General features: G+C 67.1%; 23 protein-coding genes. 2 read left to right on the top strand and 21 right to left on the bottom strand.

The window, feature by feature from the left end; translation table 11 throughout:
• Window positions 1-14: 14 nt before the first annotated feature.
• The 17 genes from IEY82_RS04715 to IEY82_RS04635 all read right to left on the bottom strand — a co-directional run bounded on the left by IEY82_RS04715 (window position 15) and on the right by IEY82_RS04635 (window position 16,195).
• Entirely contained in the window at window positions 15-950 is a 936-nt protein-coding gene (locus tag IEY82_RS04715) for a major capsid protein (RefSeq protein WP_189122730.1), read from the bottom strand.
• Window positions 951-956: 6 nt separating this feature from the next.
• Window positions 957-1,718, bottom strand: coding sequence for a hypothetical protein (locus IEY82_RS04710; protein WP_189122729.1), 762 nt, complete (start codon window positions 1,716-1,718; stop codon window positions 957-959).
• A gap of 161 nt (window positions 1,719-1,879) precedes the next feature.
• On the bottom strand, window positions 1,880-2,110 hold the full coding sequence (locus IEY82_RS04705) for a hypothetical protein (RefSeq protein WP_189122728.1): 231 nt from the start codon (window positions 2,108-2,110) through the stop codon (window positions 1,880-1,882).
• Window positions 2,111-2,224: 114 nt separating this feature from the next.
• On the bottom strand, window positions 2,225-4,108 hold the full coding sequence (locus IEY82_RS04700; protein ID WP_189122727.1) for a phage minor capsid protein: 1,884 nt from the start codon (window positions 4,106-4,108) through the stop codon (window positions 2,225-2,227).
• Window positions 4,101-5,672, bottom strand: coding sequence for a phage portal protein (locus IEY82_RS04695; RefSeq protein WP_189122726.1), 1,572 nt, complete (start codon window positions 5,670-5,672; stop codon window positions 4,101-4,103). The genes IEY82_RS04700 and IEY82_RS04695 overlap by 8 nt, the downstream gene beginning before the upstream one ends.
• Before the next feature lies 1 nt (window position 5,673).
• Window positions 5,674-5,823: a hypothetical protein gene (locus tag IEY82_RS04690; RefSeq protein ID WP_189123152.1), complete on the bottom strand. Its 150-nt coding sequence runs from the start codon at window positions 5,821-5,823 to the stop codon at window positions 5,674-5,676.
• 11 nt (window positions 5,824-5,834) lie between these two features.
• Window positions 5,835-7,811, bottom strand: a complete 1,977-nt coding sequence (locus IEY82_RS04685; RefSeq protein ID WP_189122725.1) for a hypothetical protein — start codon at window positions 7,809-7,811, stop codon at window positions 5,835-5,837.
• Complete coding sequence (locus tag IEY82_RS04680; RefSeq protein ID WP_189122724.1) at window positions 7,811-8,281, bottom strand: hypothetical protein; 471 nt, start codon at window positions 8,279-8,281, stop codon at window positions 7,811-7,813. Before IEY82_RS04680 ends, IEY82_RS04685 begins: the two co-directional genes overlap by 1 nt.
• A 171-nt stretch (window positions 8,282-8,452) precedes the next feature.
• Entirely contained in the window at window positions 8,453-9,748 is a 1,296-nt protein-coding gene (locus tag IEY82_RS04675) for a PBSX family phage terminase large subunit (protein ID WP_189122723.1), read from the bottom strand.
• Window positions 9,745-10,221 (bottom strand): hypothetical protein, encoded by a 477-nt coding sequence (locus IEY82_RS04670; protein ID WP_189122722.1) that lies wholly within the window; start codon window positions 10,219-10,221, stop codon window positions 9,745-9,747. The genes IEY82_RS04675 and IEY82_RS04670 overlap by 4 nt, the downstream gene beginning before the upstream one ends.
• A 48-nt stretch (window positions 10,222-10,269) precedes the next feature.
• The gene (locus IEY82_RS04665; protein ID WP_189122721.1) at window positions 10,270-10,662 is read right to left on the bottom strand and encodes a hypothetical protein; all 393 of its coding nucleotides are present in this window, start codon (window positions 10,660-10,662) and stop codon (window positions 10,270-10,272) included.
• Window positions 10,663-10,680: 18 nt separating this feature from the next.
• Window positions 10,681-11,418, bottom strand: coding sequence for a methyltransferase domain-containing protein (locus tag IEY82_RS04660; protein ID WP_189122720.1), 738 nt, complete (start codon window positions 11,416-11,418; stop codon window positions 10,681-10,683).
• On the bottom strand, window positions 11,415-12,827 hold the full coding sequence (locus tag IEY82_RS04655) for an asparagine synthetase B family protein (protein WP_189122719.1): 1,413 nt from the start codon (window positions 12,825-12,827) through the stop codon (window positions 11,415-11,417). The genes IEY82_RS04660 and IEY82_RS04655 overlap by 4 nt, the downstream gene beginning before the upstream one ends.
• The gene (locus IEY82_RS04650) at window positions 12,827-13,888 is read right to left on the bottom strand and encodes a DNA cytosine methyltransferase (RefSeq protein WP_225262292.1); all 1,062 of its coding nucleotides are present in this window, start codon (window positions 13,886-13,888) and stop codon (window positions 12,827-12,829) included. The genes IEY82_RS04655 and IEY82_RS04650 overlap by 1 nt, the downstream gene beginning before the upstream one ends.
• Window positions 13,889-13,914: 26 nt before the next feature.
• On the bottom strand, window positions 13,915-14,547 hold the full coding sequence (locus tag IEY82_RS04645; RefSeq protein WP_189122717.1) for a ParB N-terminal domain-containing protein: 633 nt from the start codon (window positions 14,545-14,547) through the stop codon (window positions 13,915-13,917).
• Window positions 14,544-15,137: a RyR domain-containing protein gene (locus IEY82_RS38880; protein WP_225262294.1), complete on the bottom strand. Its 594-nt coding sequence runs from the start codon at window positions 15,135-15,137 to the stop codon at window positions 14,544-14,546. Before IEY82_RS38880 ends, IEY82_RS04645 begins: the two co-directional genes overlap by 4 nt.
• On the bottom strand, window positions 15,137-16,195 hold the full coding sequence (locus tag IEY82_RS04635; protein WP_189122716.1) for a hypothetical protein: 1,059 nt from the start codon (window positions 16,193-16,195) through the stop codon (window positions 15,137-15,139). Before IEY82_RS04635 ends, IEY82_RS38880 begins: the two co-directional genes overlap by 1 nt.
• 527 nt (window positions 16,196-16,722) lie before the next feature.
• Here IEY82_RS04635 and IEY82_RS04630 point away from each other — a divergent pair.
• Both IEY82_RS04630 and IEY82_RS04625 read left to right on the top strand, forming a co-directional pair.
• Entirely contained in the window at window positions 16,723-17,409 is a 687-nt protein-coding gene (locus IEY82_RS04630; RefSeq protein ID WP_189122715.1) for a toll/interleukin-1 receptor domain-containing protein, read from the top strand.
• Window positions 17,399-17,803: a hypothetical protein gene (locus IEY82_RS04625; protein ID WP_189122714.1), complete on the top strand. Its 405-nt coding sequence runs from the start codon at window positions 17,399-17,401 to the stop codon at window positions 17,801-17,803. Before IEY82_RS04630 ends, IEY82_RS04625 begins: the two co-directional genes overlap by 11 nt.
• A gap of 65 nt (window positions 17,804-17,868) precedes the next feature.
• Here the strand turns inward: IEY82_RS04625 and IEY82_RS04620 are convergent, their stop codons facing one another.
• From IEY82_RS04620 to IEY82_RS04605, 4 genes are all read right to left on the bottom strand, one after another.
• Window positions 17,869-18,888 (bottom strand): tyrosine-type recombinase/integrase, encoded by a 1,020-nt coding sequence (locus tag IEY82_RS04620; protein ID WP_189122713.1) that lies wholly within the window; start codon window positions 18,886-18,888, stop codon window positions 17,869-17,871.
• A 214-nt stretch (window positions 18,889-19,102) separates the two neighbouring features.
• The gene (locus tag IEY82_RS04615) at window positions 19,103-19,561 is read right to left on the bottom strand and encodes a hypothetical protein (RefSeq protein ID WP_189122712.1); all 459 of its coding nucleotides are present in this window, start codon (window positions 19,559-19,561) and stop codon (window positions 19,103-19,105) included.
• Window positions 19,562-20,390: 829 nt separating this feature from the next.
• On the bottom strand, window positions 20,391-20,798 hold the full coding sequence (locus IEY82_RS04610; protein ID WP_189122711.1) for a hypothetical protein: 408 nt from the start codon (window positions 20,796-20,798) through the stop codon (window positions 20,391-20,393).
• 71 nt (window positions 20,799-20,869) lie between these two features.
• The gene (locus IEY82_RS04605) at window positions 20,870-21,508 is read right to left on the bottom strand and encodes a hypothetical protein (RefSeq protein WP_189122710.1); all 639 of its coding nucleotides are present in this window, start codon (window positions 21,506-21,508) and stop codon (window positions 20,870-20,872) included.
• Window positions 21,509-21,510 lie beyond the last annotated feature (2 nt).

Here is a 21,510-nt window from a genome sequence, read left to right as displayed (position 1 = left end):
CTGAAGAGCTTGCGTTAGGCGACGTCAGCGCCCTTCACAAGGACGGCCCTCTGTGGGTCGAGGGTCTTGGTTCCGTACAGGCAGTCGATGCTGACCACGTCCTGCTTCTTGTCGATGTCGTAGTCCATCACGACCCGCAGCCCGAAACCCTTATAGCTTGCGACAGCAGCGTTTGCCGCGCCCTGCGGGAGCACCAGAGGGCGCGTCACGAGAGCGAACGCGGTCCTGTGGAAAGCGACTCCTACCTCGGTCGTTGAATTGCCGCTGGTCTGCGCGGGAACCTTGATGTTTTGCGTCTGATACGGGTCGAAACCGAAAACGCGACGACCAAGCGACGCCTCACGCAGACCATCGGTGTCGCCCCTGGCGTCCGCCCGGTGGAAAAGCTCGTCGCCGAGCCACTTGGCCTCGATCTCCGGGCCGACCACCAGGTATCGGTCCGCGGCCGGAACGTTGCGCTGGTTCAGGACGCGCCGCGCGTCGATCGCGGTCCTGGGGTTGCCGTAGGCGAACACGTTTGCGCCAGCCGGGTTCGCGGCGTGCTGGCCGACGACACCGACCTCCTGCAGGACATCGTCACGCAGGGCGAGGATGTCGCGGTCGATCTTCTGAGCGATGGCCTCCATCGCAGGATTGAGCAGTTGCACGCCGAAATCTTCGATCTTCAGAGTGAGCTCTTCCGTGGTCACGGCGAAGCTGACGTCGGCGAAGTGGTTCAGGGTGACCGGGATGCTGGTCTCCTGCGCGTTCTGGATCTGGATGCCGTTCGCGCGGACGTACTCGTTCGCGGTGAAAACCGCCGGCTTCCTCACGTTCACGGTGTCGCCGATGCGGGACGCAAACTCCTCCTCGTAATCCCTGTGCACCAGCATCGCCATCACGGTGGTCTCGTACAGGGTGGCCAGCGCAGCGCGGGCGATCACGGTCGGGGTCAGAAAAGTGTTCGGCATGTGGGCCTACTCCTTGGCGTTGGCCTTCCGGCGCCGTTGCGCGCGGAAGTCGTCGGTGGTCATCTCGTCGGGGTCGCTGGATCGGCCACCGGGCCCACCGGTGAACTCGCCTCCGCTCCTCGCGGGCGGCCCGCTCAGCGAGGCCGCTTTGAACTTCGGGTTGTCCTCGATCGCCTGCTGAATCCGCTCACCCAGAGCGGTGCCGAAGTCTTCGGCGTTCGGGTCGAGGTCCTTGATGGATCGCAGGAACGATCTGCTGTCGAGCAGCGCGTCCCCGTCCGCGCCGAGCTTGAGCGCCGTCCGGTGCACCCCCAGCTCAGTCAGCGCACGTCGGTGCAGCTCCCGCTCGGCGTCGCGTTCCTTCGCTGTGCTGTCCCGTTCGGTGGTGAGCCGGTCGATCATGTCCTTCGGGTCGACCGGCTTCTCCTCCTCGGCGACGAGGCCGAGGGCCTTACCGATCTGCTGGGCCAGCTCAGACTTCGCCTGCGCCGCGACCTCCTCAGGGGACGGCCCGGCCTGCTGCTCAGCGGCCTTCTCCTTTTCCTGGAGTTGTGTGCGGTACTTGACTGCGTCGTTACGGGCTCGCCGCAGCTCAGCCTGCGCCCACGCGGGAAGGTCGTTGATCTTCCGCGCGTCAGGCTTGGCCTTGTCGTCGTCGGCGGCCGGGGCCTGCTCGGGCACGATGGCCTCGACCACCTCCGGCGGCGCGGGGGTGTCCTGGCTGGCCGGGTCGACGGTGGAGGTGACCTCGATCTGCTCGTCTGGCATGAGCTGACTCCTTGCGAATCGTGATGTACCGCCCGGCCTGCGGGCTGTCGCACGCCGCCCGGCCTGCGGGCGGGCATGAAAAAGGCGCACCTGGTGGGGTGCGCCTGGAAATGTGAAAGGCCCGCGCCGGGCGGGCCTTTCACATGGTGATAAAGGGTGAGCTAGTCGACGACCAGCTCAAACTCTGGGGCGTACAGGGCGGGGTCGAGGACGTCGCTGGCGGGTCTGCCCGCATCGTGGGCGTCCTTGAGGATGCTCCACAGTCGTGCGCCCGCCGTAATGGCGGGCCTGCCCGCGTCCTCGTTCTTGACGAACCCGGCCGCGTCCTTGTCGTCTGTCCACACGTGGCCGAGGAGCATGCCGTCCTGGTCCTTCAGTGGCGCTCGGCGCACGTCAGCCGGGTTTGCAGCCTTGCGGCTGTAGGTCCCAGCCGATCGGCCGACGACTGTGATGGTTTCTGAGAACCGTGGATGGGGCTTCTGTTCCTCTGCCATTCCGCCATCCTCCTAGTAGCTGTATCCCGTGTCGACGTCACCCAGCGGATCGGGTCGCCAGTCGGCAGGTGGCCCGTTATCAAACCAATCGTCGGGAACAACTTCGACTTCCACGAACCATTTATTATTCACTTTATACACCGCATGGACGATATACGTCGTATTGCGACGCAAAATCAATTCACGCTCACCGGGATTGACCGTAAGGCCGTCCACATTAAGTGCGTTATGACCAGCAGGAACACGCACTGCGAGAGCAATAGGATTGTCGGAAAATGCGGCATTCCGGCCGACGCTGGTACTCATATATGCCTTGTCGCGTAGGACCCGGCCGACCAGCCCTTCCATCTCCTCCTGGGATCCAAGATCCACGCCGTTGGCCTTAGTGAAGTCCGACTTAACGCCTCGATGCACGATGACCGGCTCAGGAACCGACTGCCGAGTCATCGCCTTATCGAGGTCATCGATCAGCTGGCGAGTCTCAGGGCTGCCGGTACCAGCAGGACCCCTCAGAGCCCTGTTCATCGGACTGTACGAGAAGCCCGTGTACTTCCGAATTGCCTGCAGCTCATCCCGAGCCCATCCCTTCTTAGGGATACCGGGCATCTTGGACTGAATCCACTGCAGCCCCTCAGCGTTAGTCCGATGGCGGGCAGCGTCTCGCATCGACGACGTACGGCCGCTGATGGTCGGCGCAGTAGCTGCAAGCTGTTTTGCTTGCGTGGTAGATGCCGCCGGGCCAGCCGGTGCCGGCTTGGGCTTCGGAGGCTTCAATGACGGGTGGAGATCCGGAGACGTTGTCTCATCGGGGCGGATCCGCTCACGAGACGACTGCCGCAGCAGCCCGGTCTTGTCCAGGTGCTCCTTCATCTGGGCCTGGTACGCCTTGGCGTGCTGCTCCGCGACTTTCTTCTCCGGGCTGCCCGCCGGGGCCGCCGCCGCGCGTCGCTTCCACCCCCGGATCTGCCGTTCGAGGTACCGCTGTTGCTGCGTGTCCTCGTACGTGCCCTTCGCTTCCACCTTCGGCGGCGGCTTCGTCATCCCCGGCAGGTAGACGCCGAAGGTGTGCTTGCAGTTCGGGTGCTGCAGGCCCGCCGCTCGGGCCTGAGCCACCGTGCCCGCGACGCGCACGGTCACCATCTCGCCCGTCAGGACGTTCTTCTCCTGCCGGTCCCCGGTCGAGCCGGTCTGGGACAGCACCTTGCCTTCCCACGGCAAGCATCTCGGGCACCGGTACGGCGCCCGCGACACCATGACCAGGTCACGGCCGTTCGCGGCCAGCGTCTGCAGGTGCCCCTCGTTCGCTGCCCGCGCCATCGCCGTACGAGCCGCCATCTCCGCGTAGCTGGAGATGGACCACGTCCGGTTCTTGCCGTCGAAAAACGTGATGCCCTTCGCGGCGAACTTCTGCAGCGCCTGGGTCGTCGCCTGCTCCCGCGTTATCGCGCCGGTCAACGCCAACGGCGTCGTCTCAGCGATCACCTGACGGTAGACGTCGTTGACCATCCGCAACGCCCCCGTGGTGAGGGGCGGCAGCAGGCCCAGCGCCTCCTTCAGCAGCTGCGCCAGACCCTTCCCAGGAGTGATGCCCTGGTCCTCGCCCAAGCGCTCCAGCTCCTGGCTCGCCCGCACGAAGCCGTCCTGCCACGCCTTCGTGACGCCCTCCTCAAGGGACTTGGACGCGAGCGCTTCCAACTCCTTGAGGACCTTCTCAGCCTGCAGGCCGAGCGCCTGAACCTCGGCAAGCCGGGCGCTCGCCTGCTGCGGCGTGTTCCCGCCCTTGGCCAGCGCCTTGGCGATGACCTCGAACAGGTGCTCCTCAGCCTCGGCGTACCTGGCAGAGATCGAGGCGGCGAACGCGATACGCTCGTCCACCGCCTCCATCAGGTCAGCCATCGAGGTCGTCAGCGACGTCGGGGATGATCTGGTCAGAGAACAAGTCCGGGTCCTTCACGTTCAGGCCCATCTCGTCCCGCAGCCGCTTCATCTCCGCACTCACCTGCTCGTCATCCCAGTCGGGATGGATCATCCGGATGCGGGTGTCGATGCTCGCGGCCTGCGCCCGGTTGAGCAGTTCCACGGTGCGGGCCACGGCCTCGGTCTCCAGGAACACGCCGTCCGGCCATTCGATCTGCGGGCGCTCGGCGGTGACCTTCGACTTGTAGATGTAGTGGTCGACGTGCAGGAGGCAGTCGCCCAGCCACGCCAGCGCGGGCGTCCAATAGCCGATCTTCCGGCCTCGGGTGGTGAGGGACTGCCGCTCACGGGAGTGGATCTCCGTCGCGGTCGCCTCCACGCCCTCCCCGGCCTCGCCGAAGGACTGCACGCTGTACCCGGCGCCGCGAAGGATCTGCGCGACCAGGGACTTGGCGGTCTGCTGGTGCTCCTGCACCCGGATGTCGAACTGGGAGACGGTGATCATGTTGCCGCCGCCGTTCGCTGGCGGCAGCATGCCGAGCCCGCTGTAGATCTCCCGGTCCGGGTCCCAGTACGAGCCCTTGCCGCGGCCCGTGTTCTGCAGGTACACCTCGGGCACAATGATCCGCGCCTTGCCGAGCCGCAGGTCCCTCATCCAGGACGTCCACGTCTCGTCGAGCGCATCCATCAGGGGTTCGACCCCGGCGTAGTCGGAGCGGCCCAGCGCTGTGCCCCTCAGCGTCCGGTGCGGGCGCATGTTGGGCACGTAGTAGACAAGCAAGCCCTTTTGATAGCCGGAGTCGAACCCGCCGTCCGCGTCGACCATCTCTGCGAACCCGGAGGTCGCGGGGTGGTCCTGCAGCGGCACCGGGTGGCCCAGGCGGGCATCGTCGCCCTGGTAGAGGCCGTGGTAAACCCGCCCGCGTTCGTGTCGCTCCAGGTGCCGCCACACGACTTTCTGATCTTCGCCCACGACCCGCCAGAACGTCACCGCCGCCAGCCTGCCCGAGTGGAACTCCGGCACCGCGCTGTCGGCCGGGACTGAGTCGACCACCGGATGGTCAGCCATCTCGGTGTCCCAACCGACCCGCAGATAGACGCCGCCGTACGCGCTGTCCAGCTCGCCGGCCTCCAACAGCCCGGCATAGACGCTGCCTTCGTTCAAGATCTTGTCGAGCCGCTTCTGCGTCTTCTTCCCCGAGCCGCGCAGCGTCGGCGGCTCAGAAAATAGCAGGTCAGCGCTCTTGGCTGCGATGTCCGCCGCCAGCGGGACGTGGAGTTTCGTCGACCTCGACTGTCCGGCGGGGATCGGGCTGCCCCAGAACCACCGGGCAACGCGGCCGACCGCGCCGCCAGCGAACTGCAGCGGCCGATCCCAGCCCTTCAAGTCGAGGCCCAGGCCCGGCGTCACCGCCCCGTTGCCGTACACCTCGGCGAGCCGGTCAGGGTCACCGCTGTACCAGGCCCCATGCTGCCGGTACAGGCGCGTCTCGGCACGCATATGCGGGGGCGGCCACTCCTGATCTTCAGTGGGGAGCGGCACGTCACACCCTCTCTCTTTCAGCAAGCAGATTTGCTAGCGACAGCCATAAGTCGGCTAGCTTTTCGATGCGCTCCATGCGGGCCAGATCCGTCTCCAGCTCGGCATTGGACAGCAGCCGGGCCGCATTTTGAACGGCCTCATCGACGGTCACGTAACCCTCGCTCAGATGATGGGGATCAGCCCGGACGGCAGGACCGGCCGCTCGTCGGCCCGCACCGTGCGCACCCACACCTGATACGTGCCGTCCGGGAGCGTCACCGTCCCGCCTGGGCCGACGAGGATCTGCGCGACCGCGCCTCTCTTCTTGGTCTCGGCCCAGCTCGCCGGCCTCCAGTCCTCAAGCCCCGGCTCGACACCGGGCGCGGTAAAGGCAATCTCCACCGGCTCGTTGCCTCGGGCGTGCTGCACGAAGACCTTCAGGTACTCCAGCGACAGGGAAGAGATCGGGTCCACAACGACTCCTCTCAGCAGCTCAGGCGTGCGCACGCCCCACGACCGGTACGGCAGGCCCACCTGCAGCGGCGGAAGCACGGGGTAGAAGACGCCAGCCACGTTCTGGCCGGTCACGGGTCCGATGGCCCGGAGCTTGGTCCAGCGCAGGGACGTGCCGGTCTCGCTCGTGACAGCCGGTCCCAGAACGCGACCTCGCCCCGGATGGAGGGCGGCGGGGATGCCGTGCTCCGTGACCGCGCCGATGCCGCGCGCCTTGATCCGCATGAGCGGCCTGGCCTGTGACTGGTCACGGGCCAGGCCGAGTCGCCGGTCGCTGAACAGCCGTAGGGCCTGGTTGTCCTCCGTGGCCGCGCCGAGCGTGACCACCTTCGCGGCGATCAGCGGCCTGGCCAGATCAGCCGCGACAGCCGCGCCCGCAACCCGTCCCTTGGCCGCGCCAAGCGTGATCGCCGTCTCGACACCCACGGGCGGCACCAGCAGGCCCTGCTTGCCGCCGCTGATCAGCCGCGCCGTGTCGACACCCGTGACCGGCGCGATGCTCCCCCGCGTGAGGCGGTAGAGGCCCATCGCCGTCTCCGGCGCAACCACCGCGTCGATCGCCCCCGTGCTCGGCAGCCCGGCCGGGCCGATCATAGTGGTGCCCAAGGCGATGTCGTCGATCAGCGTGTGGCCGGTGGAGTCCAGTTGGACACCGAAGTCGTACTTGTACGGCAGGCCGCCGAACGTGGCCGTCGAAGTGACGACGTGCTGATCAGCGATGGTGGAGTCAGGATCGTAGAAGACCCATGCCTCGGCGTGGCCCGACAGGGACCCGTCCATGGTGAGACATACCTCGACGCGGATCCACTGATCTGCGGGCAGCCCCACAAGCGTAGGACCGGCCTGACCGGCAAAGTCCAGCCGCAGTTCGTCGGACGCGGTGGTCCAGAGGCCGATGAGCCAGTCGGACAGGCTGTCGATCGCCAGCACCGTGTACATTTCGTCTTCGCCGATGGCGCCGACCATGCACCAGTAGAAGCGGGCGTAGACCGTCGTCGCTCCCGCGAGCTGCTCCGGCCCTTCCCATCCGAAGAAGCCTTGGCCGTAATCTGGTGTGCCGCAGTCGATCGCGAGCGCGCCCGGGAACCTCGCCAGCTCGCTGGTGTAGCGGGGCTCGCCGAAGTAGTAGTCGAACGCCAGGCCGTTCAGCCCGCCGGAGTCCTCCGGGACGAGCAGTTGTTCATCGGTGCCGTGGTCGAAGTTGTTCGCAACCGCAGGGGGACGCTCTGGCACCGCGGCGGCAAAGGTCAGATTGTCGACGAAGACTGCATCGAGGCCGCCGCCGTCGATATTGTCCCGCGTATAGCGGAAGATGACCGAGGTGAAGGAGCTGACCTCGACGGCGTACGTCCATCTGTACCAGGACAACTCGCCCCAGGCGTTGTCGATGAGGAGCTCGCCGAACTCGCCCACCCCGCGCAGCTCGAACGGGTCGTAGCCGCCTCCCTCGGTCGACAGGCGGATGTCGAAGATCAGGTGGGTGGCTCCGACAGGAACCTGCACGACCATGTCGGAGGTCTCGTTGTGGTCGATTGGCGCGCTGCGCATCGACCAGGAGCCGGAGCCCGCTGTGGCGTTCGTCCGGACCCATGTACCGGTGATGTCGAGAACGGGGGGCTCGTCCTCGAAGTCCTCAACGATGAACATCAGGTAGCGCGGTAGAAACCGATGGCATCGGTCTGGACGATGATGTTCGCGCCGTCAGGGCTCATCGGGAAGTCGTGCGCCGTCACGGGGATGATCTGCGCGTCGGGCACCACGCTGCCGGGCCGGAAGCAGATGAGGATCTTTCCCCAGTCGCCGCCGGCCGCCTGCACGTTGGCGTACGTCAGGTCAGGGATGTCAAGGTCCACCCGGTCGTTGGTGTTGTCGACCACCAGAGCGGCAAGATCGGCGCCCACCAGCGCCTTGCGCGCGTAGCCGGCGTTGGACGCCTCGCTGGAGGCCGACAGCACATCAGCGAGAGTCGTGCGGTCGTTCATCGCCGCGTCAGCCTCGATGCTCGCCGCGGCGAGCACGACCACGACCAGGGCGGCGCCAGTGGGCGTGTCCGCCTTGACCTGCCGGTAGAACTCGACGACGCGGCCCTTCGCGACGTTGAAGGTGAAGTCGGCCATGCTGCTGCCCTCCTTGGGCGGGTGGTTGACGCGGGATGGCTTGAGGTGTGGCCCCGGCCGCCGGCTGCCCCTCAACAGCGGCGGCCGGGGCCACGCCGGGGCTCGACGCGCCCCTCGGGGGCCGTCGAGCGGCCCACGCCTGAGAGGCGGTGGGCGTCAGTAGCGCCAGCCTTATGGCTTGCGCCAGTAGTCGGACATGCGCTCCATCAGCGGCATCCAGGCCGCCTGCGTGGTGTGCAGGATGTACCGGCCAGCGTCAACGCTGTGGTCATCGACCTTCACCGGGGCGTCGTCACCTCGCTCGGCTTTCCGGTCGTCCCAGGAGTAGGAGCCGACCTCGCCGAGCCAGCCGTGGCAGGAGCGATGCACCCGCAGCAGGTCCCCAGCGATCAGGTTGCTGACGGTGCGGATGCCGTCGAGTACGGCGTTGTCGCCGAGCTGTGGCAACAGCCCGTCGTGGTGGAGCTGGGTAACGAAGCTCGCCGCGCTGGGGTCGACGATGATCCAGTCAGGCCTGAGACCCCGCGTGCCGGGCCCGTAGGTGTCCGGCACGTTGTCCAGCCATTCGGTGATCTTCGCCGAGTATTCCGCGTCGGTCAGCTGCCGCCGTTCAAGGCGGGAGTCCCATCGCCACTCGCTGGCCAGGTAGATGCGCCGCTGCCCGTCCACGTCCGGGGTGGACACCCCGGCGAGCAGGGCCGAGAACGGGTTGACCGTGCCATAGTCGATGCCCACACCGAGCCACCGTTCCATGAGCGGCAGCTCGTCCACGATGTGCCGGTCAGGGTCCCACATGTCGAAGATGGCGCCTTCGGCCATGCACCATTCGCCGAGCACGTACCGGCGGTACCACAGGCCGGTGTACTCGTCCTTGAGATTGGCCACGTAGATCGGGTCCAAGCTCGGGTTGTCGTCCAGCGTGAAGTGCCACCACTTCAGGTCCAGCTCATGGGCCCTGAGCAGGAATCTCTTCCTCAGCCAGTGGTTTGGCGCATCGGGATTCGTCGTGCAAAAGATCTTGCTACCAGGGACGGAGCAGCGGGCGAGCAGCTGGTCCCAGAACGCCTCAGGAATCAGGGTCGCCTCGTCGACGTAAGCGCCTGCGCAGGTCAAGCCTCGCAGTCGCGACTCCGACCGGACGTCGTTCGCGGAGATGATCTCGACACGGCGGCCCAGAATGTTCGCGGTGACCGCGCCGCGCGTGTAAAAGATGCGCCGCGCTACTGGCCCCGTCAGCGACGGGTCCATCAGCGGCTCGAACACATTTCGCGCGATCGTGTCGCTCGTTTTGCCGACGACCACCAGGTGGCCACCACGCGGCGCCTGCGCCACGAAAATCAAGAAGCGGAGCAACGAGGCGATCGTCTTCCCACTTCTCACGCTGCCCGTCCAGCAGTTGATCCGCGCCGTGGACTCCGCGATGCTGCGCTCCTGCGCAGGCGACAGCGTGACAACCGCCAGACTCACTGGCTGTCCTCGCCGGTCTCGATGGCGTCGACGACCTCGACCGCCACGTCGTCCGGGGCGTTCCGGGCCTGCAGCGACGCGAACAGGTTGCCCAGGAGGCTGACGACGTCGCTGTTCTCCGACCCGTTACGGTTAATCAGGTCCAGCCCCAGCAACGAGCACCGGCGGGCGATCAGCTTCTCGGCCTGGTCGACGGCCTTCACATCGCCAGACAGGGCCTTGGCCCAGACGGACGCCATGAGCCGGTCCAGCCGGTCGATCTCAATCTGCAGCAGGTGCTCCGACGCGAGATGCTCAGCCTTGGCGGCCTTCTGCATCGAGCGGGTGATGTCCTTGATGACGGCCGCGGAACCGGAGTAGCCGAGGTTCTCGGCGATGATCGTGGGGCTGATGCCCGCGATCCGCATCTGTACGGCCTTGGCCCTACGCTCGGCAACGACGGTGGCCGATGCGCGCTTCTTGCTGGAAACCATGAGGGGACCCCCGTCCGAGGTGTGGGAGGAACGATCAGTTAGCGCGGGTCAGGTGTGGGTGCCGCGCCAGACGTGGAGGACGAGTTGGCCGCCCTTCACCACGGGCCCGAGCCGCATGTCCGGGCCGACCAGGTGTTCGGCGTCGTCGTCGATCAGCACGCCGGCGTCGGTCATCGCGCCGTCGACCGCGGCCTTCGCGCTGGGGTACCAGTTGCCGGGGTCGCGCCGGCGGCGGTCGGTTGGCCGGAGCTCGCCGACGACGTACACCCGATCAAGCCGGGGCAGGCCGACCGCCAGGGATGCTCTCTGGCCAGCGCGGCGTAGCAGCTTCGTGAGTCGGCCCTTGGCCATCGGATGCAGGCGCTGGTTGCTGTTCAGCAGTTCCATGCCGGGCGGCAGCTCGATGGTCCAGTCCGGGGGCGGGCGCTCGTCGAACCACATCGCGTCACCCCCGACTCGCTACTGTGCCGAGGCGAACGCCCCGATCACCGCCCACGAATGCCACCGGAACAGGACCTCCGGCGCGTGCCATCCGGCATCGGCCATGGCCTGCATGGTCGTCTGCTGCGGGTACGGCCTCAGCACCCCGCGCAGCGCGCGGGACTTTGCTCGGATCGACGCGTCCGTGATGCCGTGCGCCGCCTTGTAGTCGTGCGCCACGTCGGTGCCGATCTCCGCCCACCGCGAATCGACCGCGCGGATCTTCTCCGCGACGATCAGCGCGCCGGTCTCAGCCGAGCACGCCCGCGCGAGCCGCAGCGCGTCCACGCGTTCCTGCTGCGGCAGGAACTGCAACGTGAACAGGCACAACGTCAGGTCCGCGTCCTCGTGCACCAGCGGCCCCTGCTGGATGCGGGTCGCGCTCAGAATGACGTCGTGCTCGCCGCCGATCTCCTTCAGCTCGATCGCGGCCTGGTCGAGCATCGCGGGCTGCTCGTCGTACAGCGCAAACCGGATGCCCCGGTTCGGGTGCCGTTGCAGGATGCGCCGCGCTGACGCGCCGGTTGACGCGCCGAGGTCCGCGACCAGGCCGCCGGCCGGGACCAGCCAGTCGGTCGTCTCGGCCACGAGGTCCTGGATCACGTCGTAGTGCGGCACGCTGGCGCGTACGTGGTCGTCGAACACCTCGGCGACGTTGCTGGTGAACGCCCACCCGCCCGCGCCGAACTGCTCAGCGATGTCGGTGTCGTTGCTCATGCTGTGCTCCTGACGAGGCGCTGGTACTCGGCCCGGTAGAAGCGGGCCGGGTTCGGCAGCACGCTCGTGATCGCCGTCTTCAACCCGAGGCCGTCCTGGAACGCGACCTTCGGCCGACGCACCACGGACTCGGGCAGCAGTCCGGCGTATGCCCGCTGGAGCACGGCCTTGGGGTGGGCCTTGCCGTCCGCGACGGCGTGCTGCTGCAGAGACAGCGCCAGGTCGACCACGTCCGGGTCGCAGAACGGCAGGCGGCCCTCCACCGAGTGCGCCATGAACGTCTTGTTGACGCGGGGGAAGTTCTTCCTGCTCTGGGTGGCCATCAGGTCGCGCCGGTAGATGTGCCAGTCAGTGGTCTTCAGCGCGTGGTAGGCGAAGCCGTAGCTGGCCCACAGCTCGTCGGACCCCTCGCCGGAGTAGGTGACCTTGAAGCCGTCCGAGCGGATCCGCTCGGCGAGCAGCAAGCATGCCCAACCGATCTCGACTTGCGCTTTGTGCGGCATCTCGATGACCTGGACAACGCGGGCCAGGTCGTCGGCGGTCGGCGCCGGGATGTCGACCTCGAGCAGCTCGATCCCGAGGTGCTGGGCGGTCTCGCGCGCGCACCGCAGGTCCCGCGACCTGGGGTCCATGCGGGCGGTGTAGGCGACCAGGCCCGGCACGTGCTGCGCCAGCTCGTACGTGATGGCGGCCGAGTCGATCCCGCCGGACAGCAGCGCGCACACCGGCACGTCAGCGATGAGCCGCCGTTGCACGGCCTGCGCCAGCGCGCCCTTCAACCGGGTCGACGCCTGCGCCAAGGTGTAGCCCGCCGGCGTGCACCGCTGGGTGTGGAACCGCGACCAGGAGGCGCGGCCACCATGGATCGTCCCCCACTGGCCAGAGGGGACGTCAGCGATCAGGTGCGACGCCATGGGGCGGCCCACCGCGGCGAACGCCTTCAGCTCCGACGCGGCCATGACCGGCTGCGCCAGGTGCAGGTGTAGCGGGATCTCGCCGTGCCGATCGCGGGCGACGTGGAGCACGCCGGGGCGACGCTCATCTGCCCACGCCACGGCGAACATGCCGTTCACCAGCGGCAGCGCCCGGTCAGGACCGAGTACGGCGAGCGCGGCGGCCAGGACCTCCGTGTCACCGGTCGTCGACCAGGCCCGGCCCGGGTCGCGCTCCTCCACGACCTTGCGCAGCTCAGCGGCGTTGTAGATCTCGCCGTTGTACGCGATCGTGACCGGCCCGTCCTTGTACGGCTGGTCAGATCGGGCGTCGAGGTCCTGGACCGCGAGCCGGGTGTGCCCGAGGTGCACGCCGGCCACCGTCGCCGTCCTGGCCGCGTCCGGACCGCGATGCGTGAGCGCGGCCACGGCCGGGGCGATGTCCAGCTTGCCGAGACCGGCGACAACACCGCACATCAGATCCTCCCCGCATCACGCAGAGGGACGAGCAGCTCATCACGGACGGTCTCGGCGATCCGCGCCATCATCACGGGCGGCACCGCACGTCCGATGCGCTCCCACCGCCGGTAGTAGTTGCCGGTGAGCACGAAGTCGTCCGGGAAGCCGCCCAGGCGGCGTAGCTCCGCGAGAGTCGGGTATCGCGGGTGGTCGGGGTGGGTAATGGCCGCGGTACCCGCCGTGCCCGCCCTGGCCACGATGGTCGCGCACGGCTGGTCCCAGCTCAGCCGCTTGAGGCTCGTCCGCAGCTTGTGCCCCTCGCCGGGGCGGAGCTCGTGCCAAAGCTTCTCTACGGAGTAGCCCCGCAGGGTGAGCGGCTGCCCAGTCTCCGGGTCGTTCTGCAGGTCGTCGAACGCGCCGGGCAGATCACCAACCGCGTCGCGCACCGTGTAGCGGTATGTCAGCGGCTTCGGGTGGGCGGGCACCATGGCGAGGTCTTCGCGGACGCCGACGAAGATGAGCCGGTGACGGCGCTGCGGGACGCCGAGCCATTGCGCGTCGAGTAGCTTCGCGCTGACGCGGTAGCCGGGCCGCCGCAGCGCGGCCAGGATCTCCTTGAAGTAGCCCTTCGCGGTGCCCTGCACCAGGCCCGCGACGTTCTCCGCGACGAACGTGCGCGGCTGCAGGTCGCCCAGGAGTCGGGTGAACTCGAAGAACAGGTCGTCGACGCGCTGGCGGGTGTCGCTGTACGTCTTGACGACGCCCCACCCGGCTTCTCGCTTGCCGGAGGTGGAGAACGCGGCGCACGGTGGGGAGCCGTCCATTAGGTCGATCTCCCCGGCCTTGAGGTTGACCGTGTCGAGGATGTCCTTGGCAGTGACCTGGCGGATGTCGCGGGTGTCGAGCACGGTGTGCTCGCTGGCGTTGGCCCGGTAGGTGTCGGCGGCCGCGGGGATGAACTCCGACGCCCACAGCATACGGAGGCCGGCCATGCGGTAGCCGAGCGACGAACCCCCGCAACCGGAGAAGGTGCTGATGGCGTTGAAGCCGTTCCACGGCACCGCCCGAACCTCGGCCATTGACGGCACTCGGTATGGCGGCTTGGTCATCGGGGCTTGCCGCTCCATTCGTACGCGCAGCGTGGGCACTGGTAGTCGGTGCTGATGTCGTCGTCGAACGACTGGAACGCCTCCGGCGACGGGCCGTCCGCAGCGTCATCGGCCCCGCCGTCGTCGCCGTACTCGTCGTCGTGCACCCCGACCGTGACGTGCGCGTCCACCGCGAGCACTTCCTTGAGGTTGGCCAGCTCGTCGGAGGAGTAGCCCGTGGCCGCGAGCAGGGCCGTGTCTGCCTGCTGGATGTCCAGCAGCGACTGGGCCAACACGTCTTCGTACCAGCCGCCTTTCTCGCCGGTCCGGTTGTGAGCGATCAGGTACGCCTCAGCGTCCGTGTCGGACCTCGACGACCAGCCGCGGACGATCGGCGCGAGCCACGTGCCGTCGTCGTCCAGCTGCACACCCTCCGGAGGGCTGGCGCCCTCGGCGGCCATCATGGCCAGGACCTCTTTGCGGCCGTGGCCGACGACGAGCCGGCCGGTGCGTTCGTCGATCTCCCCAGCGACGACGCAGCCGAACGTCTCGATCGAGGCGCGGATCCCGACCAGGTCGTGGTCCTTGGCGTTCCTGATCGCGGACGGGATGTCCGGGAGCCGCATGTACTCGATGTAGCGCTGCATCACGCTTCCGTCCTGGCCGCAGGAAAGGCGCAGACGATCGCATAGAACAGGTGGTCCTTGACCCGCTCGGCTTCCGGGAGGTTGCTGTACGGCACCAGGCACGGGTGTGTCTTCGCGGCTTCGTCCTTGACCGGGCCGTACATCCAGCCGTCCGCGCGCTTCACCTCGCACCACGACTCGTGGAGCTCCTGCGGCGTCGCACCGGACAGGGCAGCCTCGACGCCCTTAATCGCGGACTCCCGCTGCCAGTCGGGCGCGTCCGCCCAGTGCGGTGACGGCGCCGGATCGCCCTGCGCGATCTGCAGGACGCGGTTCGCCTCGTGGCACACGCGGGCGATCGTGGTCACGTACACCTTCATGCTGGGGTCCTTTGGGGGCGCGGGGGTGTCGTCGGGGATCTTCTCCACCTCGGTCGCGGCCTCGCGGAGCGAAGCGGCGAGGAGGCTGCGGAACTCGGGGACATCCAGGATCAGGTTCGTCACGCCGGGGTCGTCGGTGGCTTCGGCCCTGAGCGGCAGGTCGAACGTGGCGAGGGTTGTCTCATGGGGGCCGACGCGCACGGTCAGAGCGGCGGGGATCGTGAGGGCTGCCATCACTCCGCGGCCTCCGGCTGGTAGCCGTACTCGGCGCGTCGTTCGCTCAGCTGCTTGGCGGCCACCGCGCAGGCCAGGACGTCCCAGCAGCGTGCCTCCACGGCCTGGTCGGGCACCTGCACGGACGCCGACACCGTGCCGCCCTTACCTGGGCGGGTGACGATCGGCGTGGCGGACTCCCACTCGACCGACCAGTGGTACTTCGCGGCCCACTCGGCGCGCGACCGGCCGAGCCGTACCCGCTTGAGCGTGAGCTGCACCTGGTGGCTGTCGCCTTCGGGCATCTTGATCCAGCCCATGACGGGCCCGTCGACGGTCCGGTAGCTGAACCGCTTGTGGCCAAGCACCTTCTCCACCAGGTCGAGGCTGACACGGCCGTGCATCCACCACGGGTCGTCGCGTGACCAGCAGCCGCGGCGCGCCCACAGCTGCGTACGGATCGCCCAGTCGTCGAACGACAGGCTGATCACCCGCGAGTCGTAGCCGGTCGGGTTCAGACGACGCTGCAGCCAGGTGCCGAACCGTTCAGTGTGCAGGTAGAGGGCGCCCAGCGGGTGGATCCGCAGGTGCGCGGCCAGGGTGTGCTCGCTGCCAGCGTTGCCCACCTTCACCTCGGCGGAGAACCCGCCGAACGTCCGGCCGAGCAGCAGCTGACCGCCGATCGTGCCGGTCGGCTTGTCCGGGAACGGGCCGGGCTTGCCCAGGTCGCTGGCGTGTATCGGGGGCCTTTTCAGGTCCAGCAGGGACATGGCTCCCGACATCGCTAGGACCCTGGTCAGCGGGATCCACGGGCCGTCGTACGGCACACCGACAGGCCACTCGTCCGGGTCGAGGTTGCCCTGCGGGTCGGGACGGACTCCGCACCGGTCGCACGTCACCCAGCGTGCCGCGCGCAGGGTGGCCCCGGCCGGGCCGTACCCGTCGACGACCGGCTTGTGGCCTAAGAGGCGACACCACAGCATGAGCCGGGGCGCGTCGTTGAGCCAGAAGCTGCGGTCGGCCAGGCGGCCAGGTTGGCGGCCTTCCTGCTCTGCGTTGTCGGAGGTGTGCCAGTACATGAGGGAACCTCCAGGAGGCGAGGGTGGAGGGGAACCCGACCCCGGCACGTTTTCCGCGCCTCCCCCGTGCGGACGCAGGGCCGCGCCGGGGTCGGGTGGTCATGGGGAAGGCCCCGTCCCATCTCGGGGATCGGGGCCTTCCAGCTATGCGCGTCTCAGAGCGTCTGAGACAAGATCAGCTCTCCGGGGGATCGCAGAGCATGCGGGCAGTCGTGAACGTCCAACACGCGCGGATTCAGAGACGCGAGCGTGCAAACATGCAAGCACTTTGGCATGCGTGTTCCACTCTGACGCGCAGCATATGCACTGTTGTCAAGTACCGCAAGCAGGCGCCCGACAAGGCGTGTCGCTGATACGGCCCGTTGGGCCGCCCGTTGTGGCGCTAGCTGCCATGACAAACGGCGTTATGTCGTCTAGATACGGTGATCGCGCGTACCGCTTCTGGTTGAAGCCCATAACGCGGCAGGTTGAGAGAGAATATCCTATGACTGGCTGTGCTCGGGCAGCATATGAGCGGGAAGGGTCAAATGAAGGTCTTCGTCAGCTATGCACGGGAAGATGAGCCTTATGCCCGTAAGCTGTCTGAGGCCCTTCGGCGGCGCGGCATCGACACGTCAAGCGATATGGCGATCACTGCTGGGGCGAGTTGGGCCACTGAGCTTCGAAGAATGATGGACGAGGCTGATGCCTTCGTCTTGCTCGCATCCAAGTCTTCTGCGGGGAGCGCCTGGATCGATCGTGAAGTAGCCGCTGCAACAGCTCGGACACTTAATGATCCGAATATCCGGCTAATACCGGTGATGCTGGATAGAGGCGCGGAACTGTCGCCGCTTGTATCTAGGTTTCAATATATCGGCGCTCAAATTGCGAGAGATCCGGATCGGGTCGCGGATCTTATTCAGGAAAGCCTCACCAGAGTCGTCTCGCATCCGAATGTCAACCTGGAGCGCGTGACTGTTGAAGTTGAGCTGGCAAAGCTGCACTTGTTGGCTGCCCAGCAAGCTGCAGCATCAGCCAAGTCCTGGAGGGCACTGTCCCGGGTGACCAGCATCGTCGGTCTCGTAGCTGGCGTCGTGGCCACGATACTAGCTGCAGTGTCGATCACTGCCGGTTCGGAGGCGCAGACCGCCATAGCATTGGTAATCTCAGTCGCTTCCACATTAACCGCTACAGGGCTGACCATCTACTCCGCGAGGTCGCGAAATGACTCCTGAATCGTCGGGTGGAGTCGTCGGCGAAGAGATCGAGCTGTTGCGAGCACAAGAACAACTTCGCCAGATGCAGGAGACGTTTGACCAACGTAAGCGGCAAGATGGCCGTTGGTTTCTTTTGAAGCTTGTGATGGGTTGGACATCCGTGGTGCTTCTGCCGGGCATCGCGTTCACTAGCGGCTGGGTGATCTTTAATCACCAGAACTTCAGCTCGACGACGGTTGCTGCTGTCACCGCTGCGCTACTCGTCGATACCCTCGGTCTAGTTCTCAGTGTGTGGCGTCTCGTGCTGGGAAAGGGTCCTGATCCCCTTCAGCCCATCGGCGATACGCCTGTTCTATCTGCCGCAGTTGCCAGTCCCAGCACGCAAACCGCGCGTCGGCGCACGAAAAGGTAGAATAGTCGTAAAGTAGTCAATATGCCCAAGCGGCAATCTTTGGTCACGTCTGTGCGCCAGACGGCTCACATGCCGATGCCCGCCGTGGCGTTGTCTGCCCACTGATCGACGATCCGCAGGTACTCGTGCAACGCGGTGCCGTTCGGTGACCATCCGCCCTGCTCAGCGATCGTCTTGTAGTCGTGCCCGGCCTTCCGCGCCGCCGTGGCGAGGCCGGCACGCATGCTGTGCCCGGTGATGCCCTCCAGGCCCACCGCCTCGGCCGCGTCCGCGACGGCGATCCCAATACCCTGCGCGCTGATCGGGCCCAGCATCTTGTGCCGGTTGAAACGCAGGAACGCGGGACCGTCCGGATCGAGGTCCGCAGCCGCCGCCCACGCCAGCCAGGCACGCCGGGGGCACGTCCACTCGTTCTCACCTTTCCTGATCGCGGGCGAGCGGGCACCGGTCTTCCCATACCGGGCGAACACCTTCAGCCCCTCCTCCGTCACCACCACGTCGCGGGCGAGCAGGTTCGCCAACTCGCTCCTGCGCGCCGCCATGCCGAACCCGACCGTGAGGATCGCCCGGTCCCTCCTCCCCTTCAGGGTGTCCGGCAGCGCCTCCGACATCGCGCGGAGCTGCATCACCGTCAGCGGCGGGGCTTGGCCACGGCCGCGCTGCTCGCCCTCCTCGGCCAGCATGCGGGCGAGCGCGTCGACCGCCTTCTTCGCCTTTTTCGGCCCGTTCGGGTGCACCGCGACGCCGCGTTCCCGCAGGGACACCGCCGCGCCGTACAGGTTCCGCTCGATCGTCGATGGTGCCTTGCCCTGCTTGCCGAGCCAGATCACGAACCCAAGGAACGCGCCCGGCGTGCCGGCCTCCAGTGGGATGCTCACCTCGGCGACGTACCGCTCCCACACCCGCCAGTCGCTTGCGTACGAACGCAGCGTGTTCTCCGAGCGGGGCTCGAACGCCTCGGCCGCCGCGTCGAGTTCGGCGAGCCGGGCCCATAGCGCGGCGTCGTCGGCGGGCACCAGCTCGCCGCCGCCGTGGAGTTCCAGCTCGCCGATCGCCTCTCGGCCTCCGGGGCGATCGGGGGTCACAGTCATCTTGTAAGCCGTTCTGCTTGCGTGTTGGTTGATCGTTCCCCTGGCGTTGGGTGGCGCCGGGCGGGCCTTCAGAGCGTTCTGGCCAGCTCGTGATCAAGTGCTCTCAAAGATCATTCTAACTCACGATAAGGGACATTATCGTGAGTTGGAGGGCTTGATCACGAACTCGCGAAGAGGTATTTCCGACCCACCGGCGCGCCCACACGCGTCACTCACTCGGGCGGCGCTGATTGTGCATTGCCACCCACAAGGGTGGGCGCTGCCGCTGCGCCACCGCGTTGAAGGCGAGCCACCTCCGGAACCTCTCCTCCGCCCGCAACCGCACCACCGGTTTCCCCCCCGACCGATCCACCACGACATCCGGGGTGGTGCCCGGCCCCAACTTCGCCAAGTGCCAGCCCAACTGGGCAGCCTTCTGCACCAACTCATCCACCTCGGGGGCCTCAAGAGATGCGCCCTCCGCGTCGGCCTGCGCCAACTCCTCCTCCACGCTCTCCCGAGCCTGCTCCACCTCCGCCAACTCCACTGCCACCCCCGCAGCCTCCACACGCTTTGCCCGCCCCAACGCGGCAGCCAACGAACGGCGCAACACCCACACCGCCACCACCACAGCCACAGGCCAGGCGAGAGAACCCACGAGAGACGCCACCAGCTGGAAACCCGACATGACAGAGAATCGCAGGTCAGCAACAGATCGTTACCGGGCGCGTACGGGTAACCCGCTCACGGGGGCAGACACTTTAAGATACGCCCGCCGAGGACGTCAAGGACGAATTAGGTTCTCGCGAACACACGGAGAGTCATTGCCGGGGCATTTTTTTTACGGGCAACGACAAGGCCGGCGGTGAACCCAACTCCGTAGGAGGCGTCACCGCCGCAAGAAAGCCCGCACAGATCACCGCGAGCAGGCCGAATAGGACCTGCGACAGCGTCGGTGCTCCGTCGAAGTTCGCTGCCACCCCGGCCAAAATGCACAGACACGACAGAGTTACCAACAAGGCGCGCGTCCGACGTCGTTGGAGTGCCCGTTCCGCCACAGCTCCAACGTACGCCCCCGCTCCTACGAATGTGACGGCAACCGTGGCCCAGGCCGGCCCCGCGAACGGCGGCGCTCCAACTCCACCTCCAACAACTCCCGCACATTCACCAGGCCCCCCGCCTCCCCTGGCCGACGAGCCCTCGGCAACCCCGACACCTCGTCAACCACCAGACACCGCAAGCGGCCCGACGACACCCACCGGCCCACCGTCGACCGATCCACACCAGCCCTACGCGCAGCCACCCCAAGATCCACCCACACACCACCAACCATGCACCACACACCAGACAGGCAGACACCAGGACCAGAGACGCAAAGACCAAAAGCCAGCGCGGCAACCCGACGTCCACCGCGCCCGCCCCTCCCGGGGGCCCCGGGGGGTGGGGGGTCGCGCGATGACTCGGGAACGGAAGAACCCCGCACGCTGGCTGCGTACGGGGTTCGGAGACGCGGAGCGCTACAGGTTGCGGGTCAGCTGTTCCTGCAGCTTGACCAGCTCACGACGGATCGTGGCGTCGCTCTCGGCGATGATGACGCGCAGCCGCTTGACGTCGCGACGCGCGACCATGGCGTCCAGAGAGTTGGGTCCCGCCTTGCTGCGCATGCGCGCCTTGCTGACATCTTCCAGCGCCAGGGCGGCGCTGTGCGCTTCGGCGAGAGGTGCGGCGATGGCCTCATGCCAGAAGACGAGCGCGTCTTGCACCGCGAAGCGGTGCCCCAAGTCGAAGGTCACGGCGACACGCTTGGGGTTCTGGGTCGCAGCGACCAGGCAGCCAACCGGGATGAACAGGTTCGTCAACAGCAGGACGTACACCTCGGCAGCCTCGGTGATGAGTTCGTTGGTGGGGGTCGTGGTGCGGTACATGATGCGCCTTCCGGCTCTGGGTTGGTTGGGAGGGAAGCCGGGCCGCGCGGGTACGCGGCCCGGCGTGGTGCTTACTTGCTGGTGGTGGCCTGCTGCTGGGCCTCGAAGGTCGCGAGCATGGCTTCCTGGGCGGTCACGTCCAGCCCGTGCGTACGGGCCACCTCGATTGCCGCCTTGAGGTCCTTGATGGTGTTCTCCAGCAGCTCCCCGGCGGCCTTGCGCTCGGCGGCCTTGCGGGCGGCTTCACGCTGGGCCTTGATCCGGTCCATGGCGTCGGGGATCACATCCTTGATCCACTTCGTGAGGTCCGGGACGCTTGCGCCAGCGGTCTTGGCCAGCGGGTGCTCGGCGTCCACCGCGAGGAGGTACATCCCGTACTGGCGGAGCGTGGTGTAACGCTTGGCCTGCTTGCCGGTGCCCTGGGCGTACACGTACGTGGCGGGGTAGTCGGCGATCTCGGGAACCTCGATCAGTTCCTCGGTGATGACCACGTCACCGGCCAACTCCTCCATCTGGTGGAGGGCGACCAGGGCGGCGATGCTGGGGCGCATCCCGCCGACGAACGACCAGAAGCTAGCGGTGCCACGGGCGGAGCCGCCCTTGGGGGTCTCGGCGCGAGTCAGCCACGCGAACACGGGCAGCAGCAGGGTGGCCTGCTCGGTGGTGAGCTTGATCTCAGGAGTGGCGGGGGCGGTCGTGTTCTCAGTCATGA

This window comes from Nonomuraea cavernae (genome assembly GCF_014646355.1).
Classification (GTDB): Bacteria; Actinomycetota; Actinomycetes; order Streptosporangiales; family Streptosporangiaceae; genus Nonomuraea; species Nonomuraea cavernae.
Note: the sequence above shows the minus strand (reverse complement) of the source record. Positions and strands in the feature narration are given on the sequence as shown.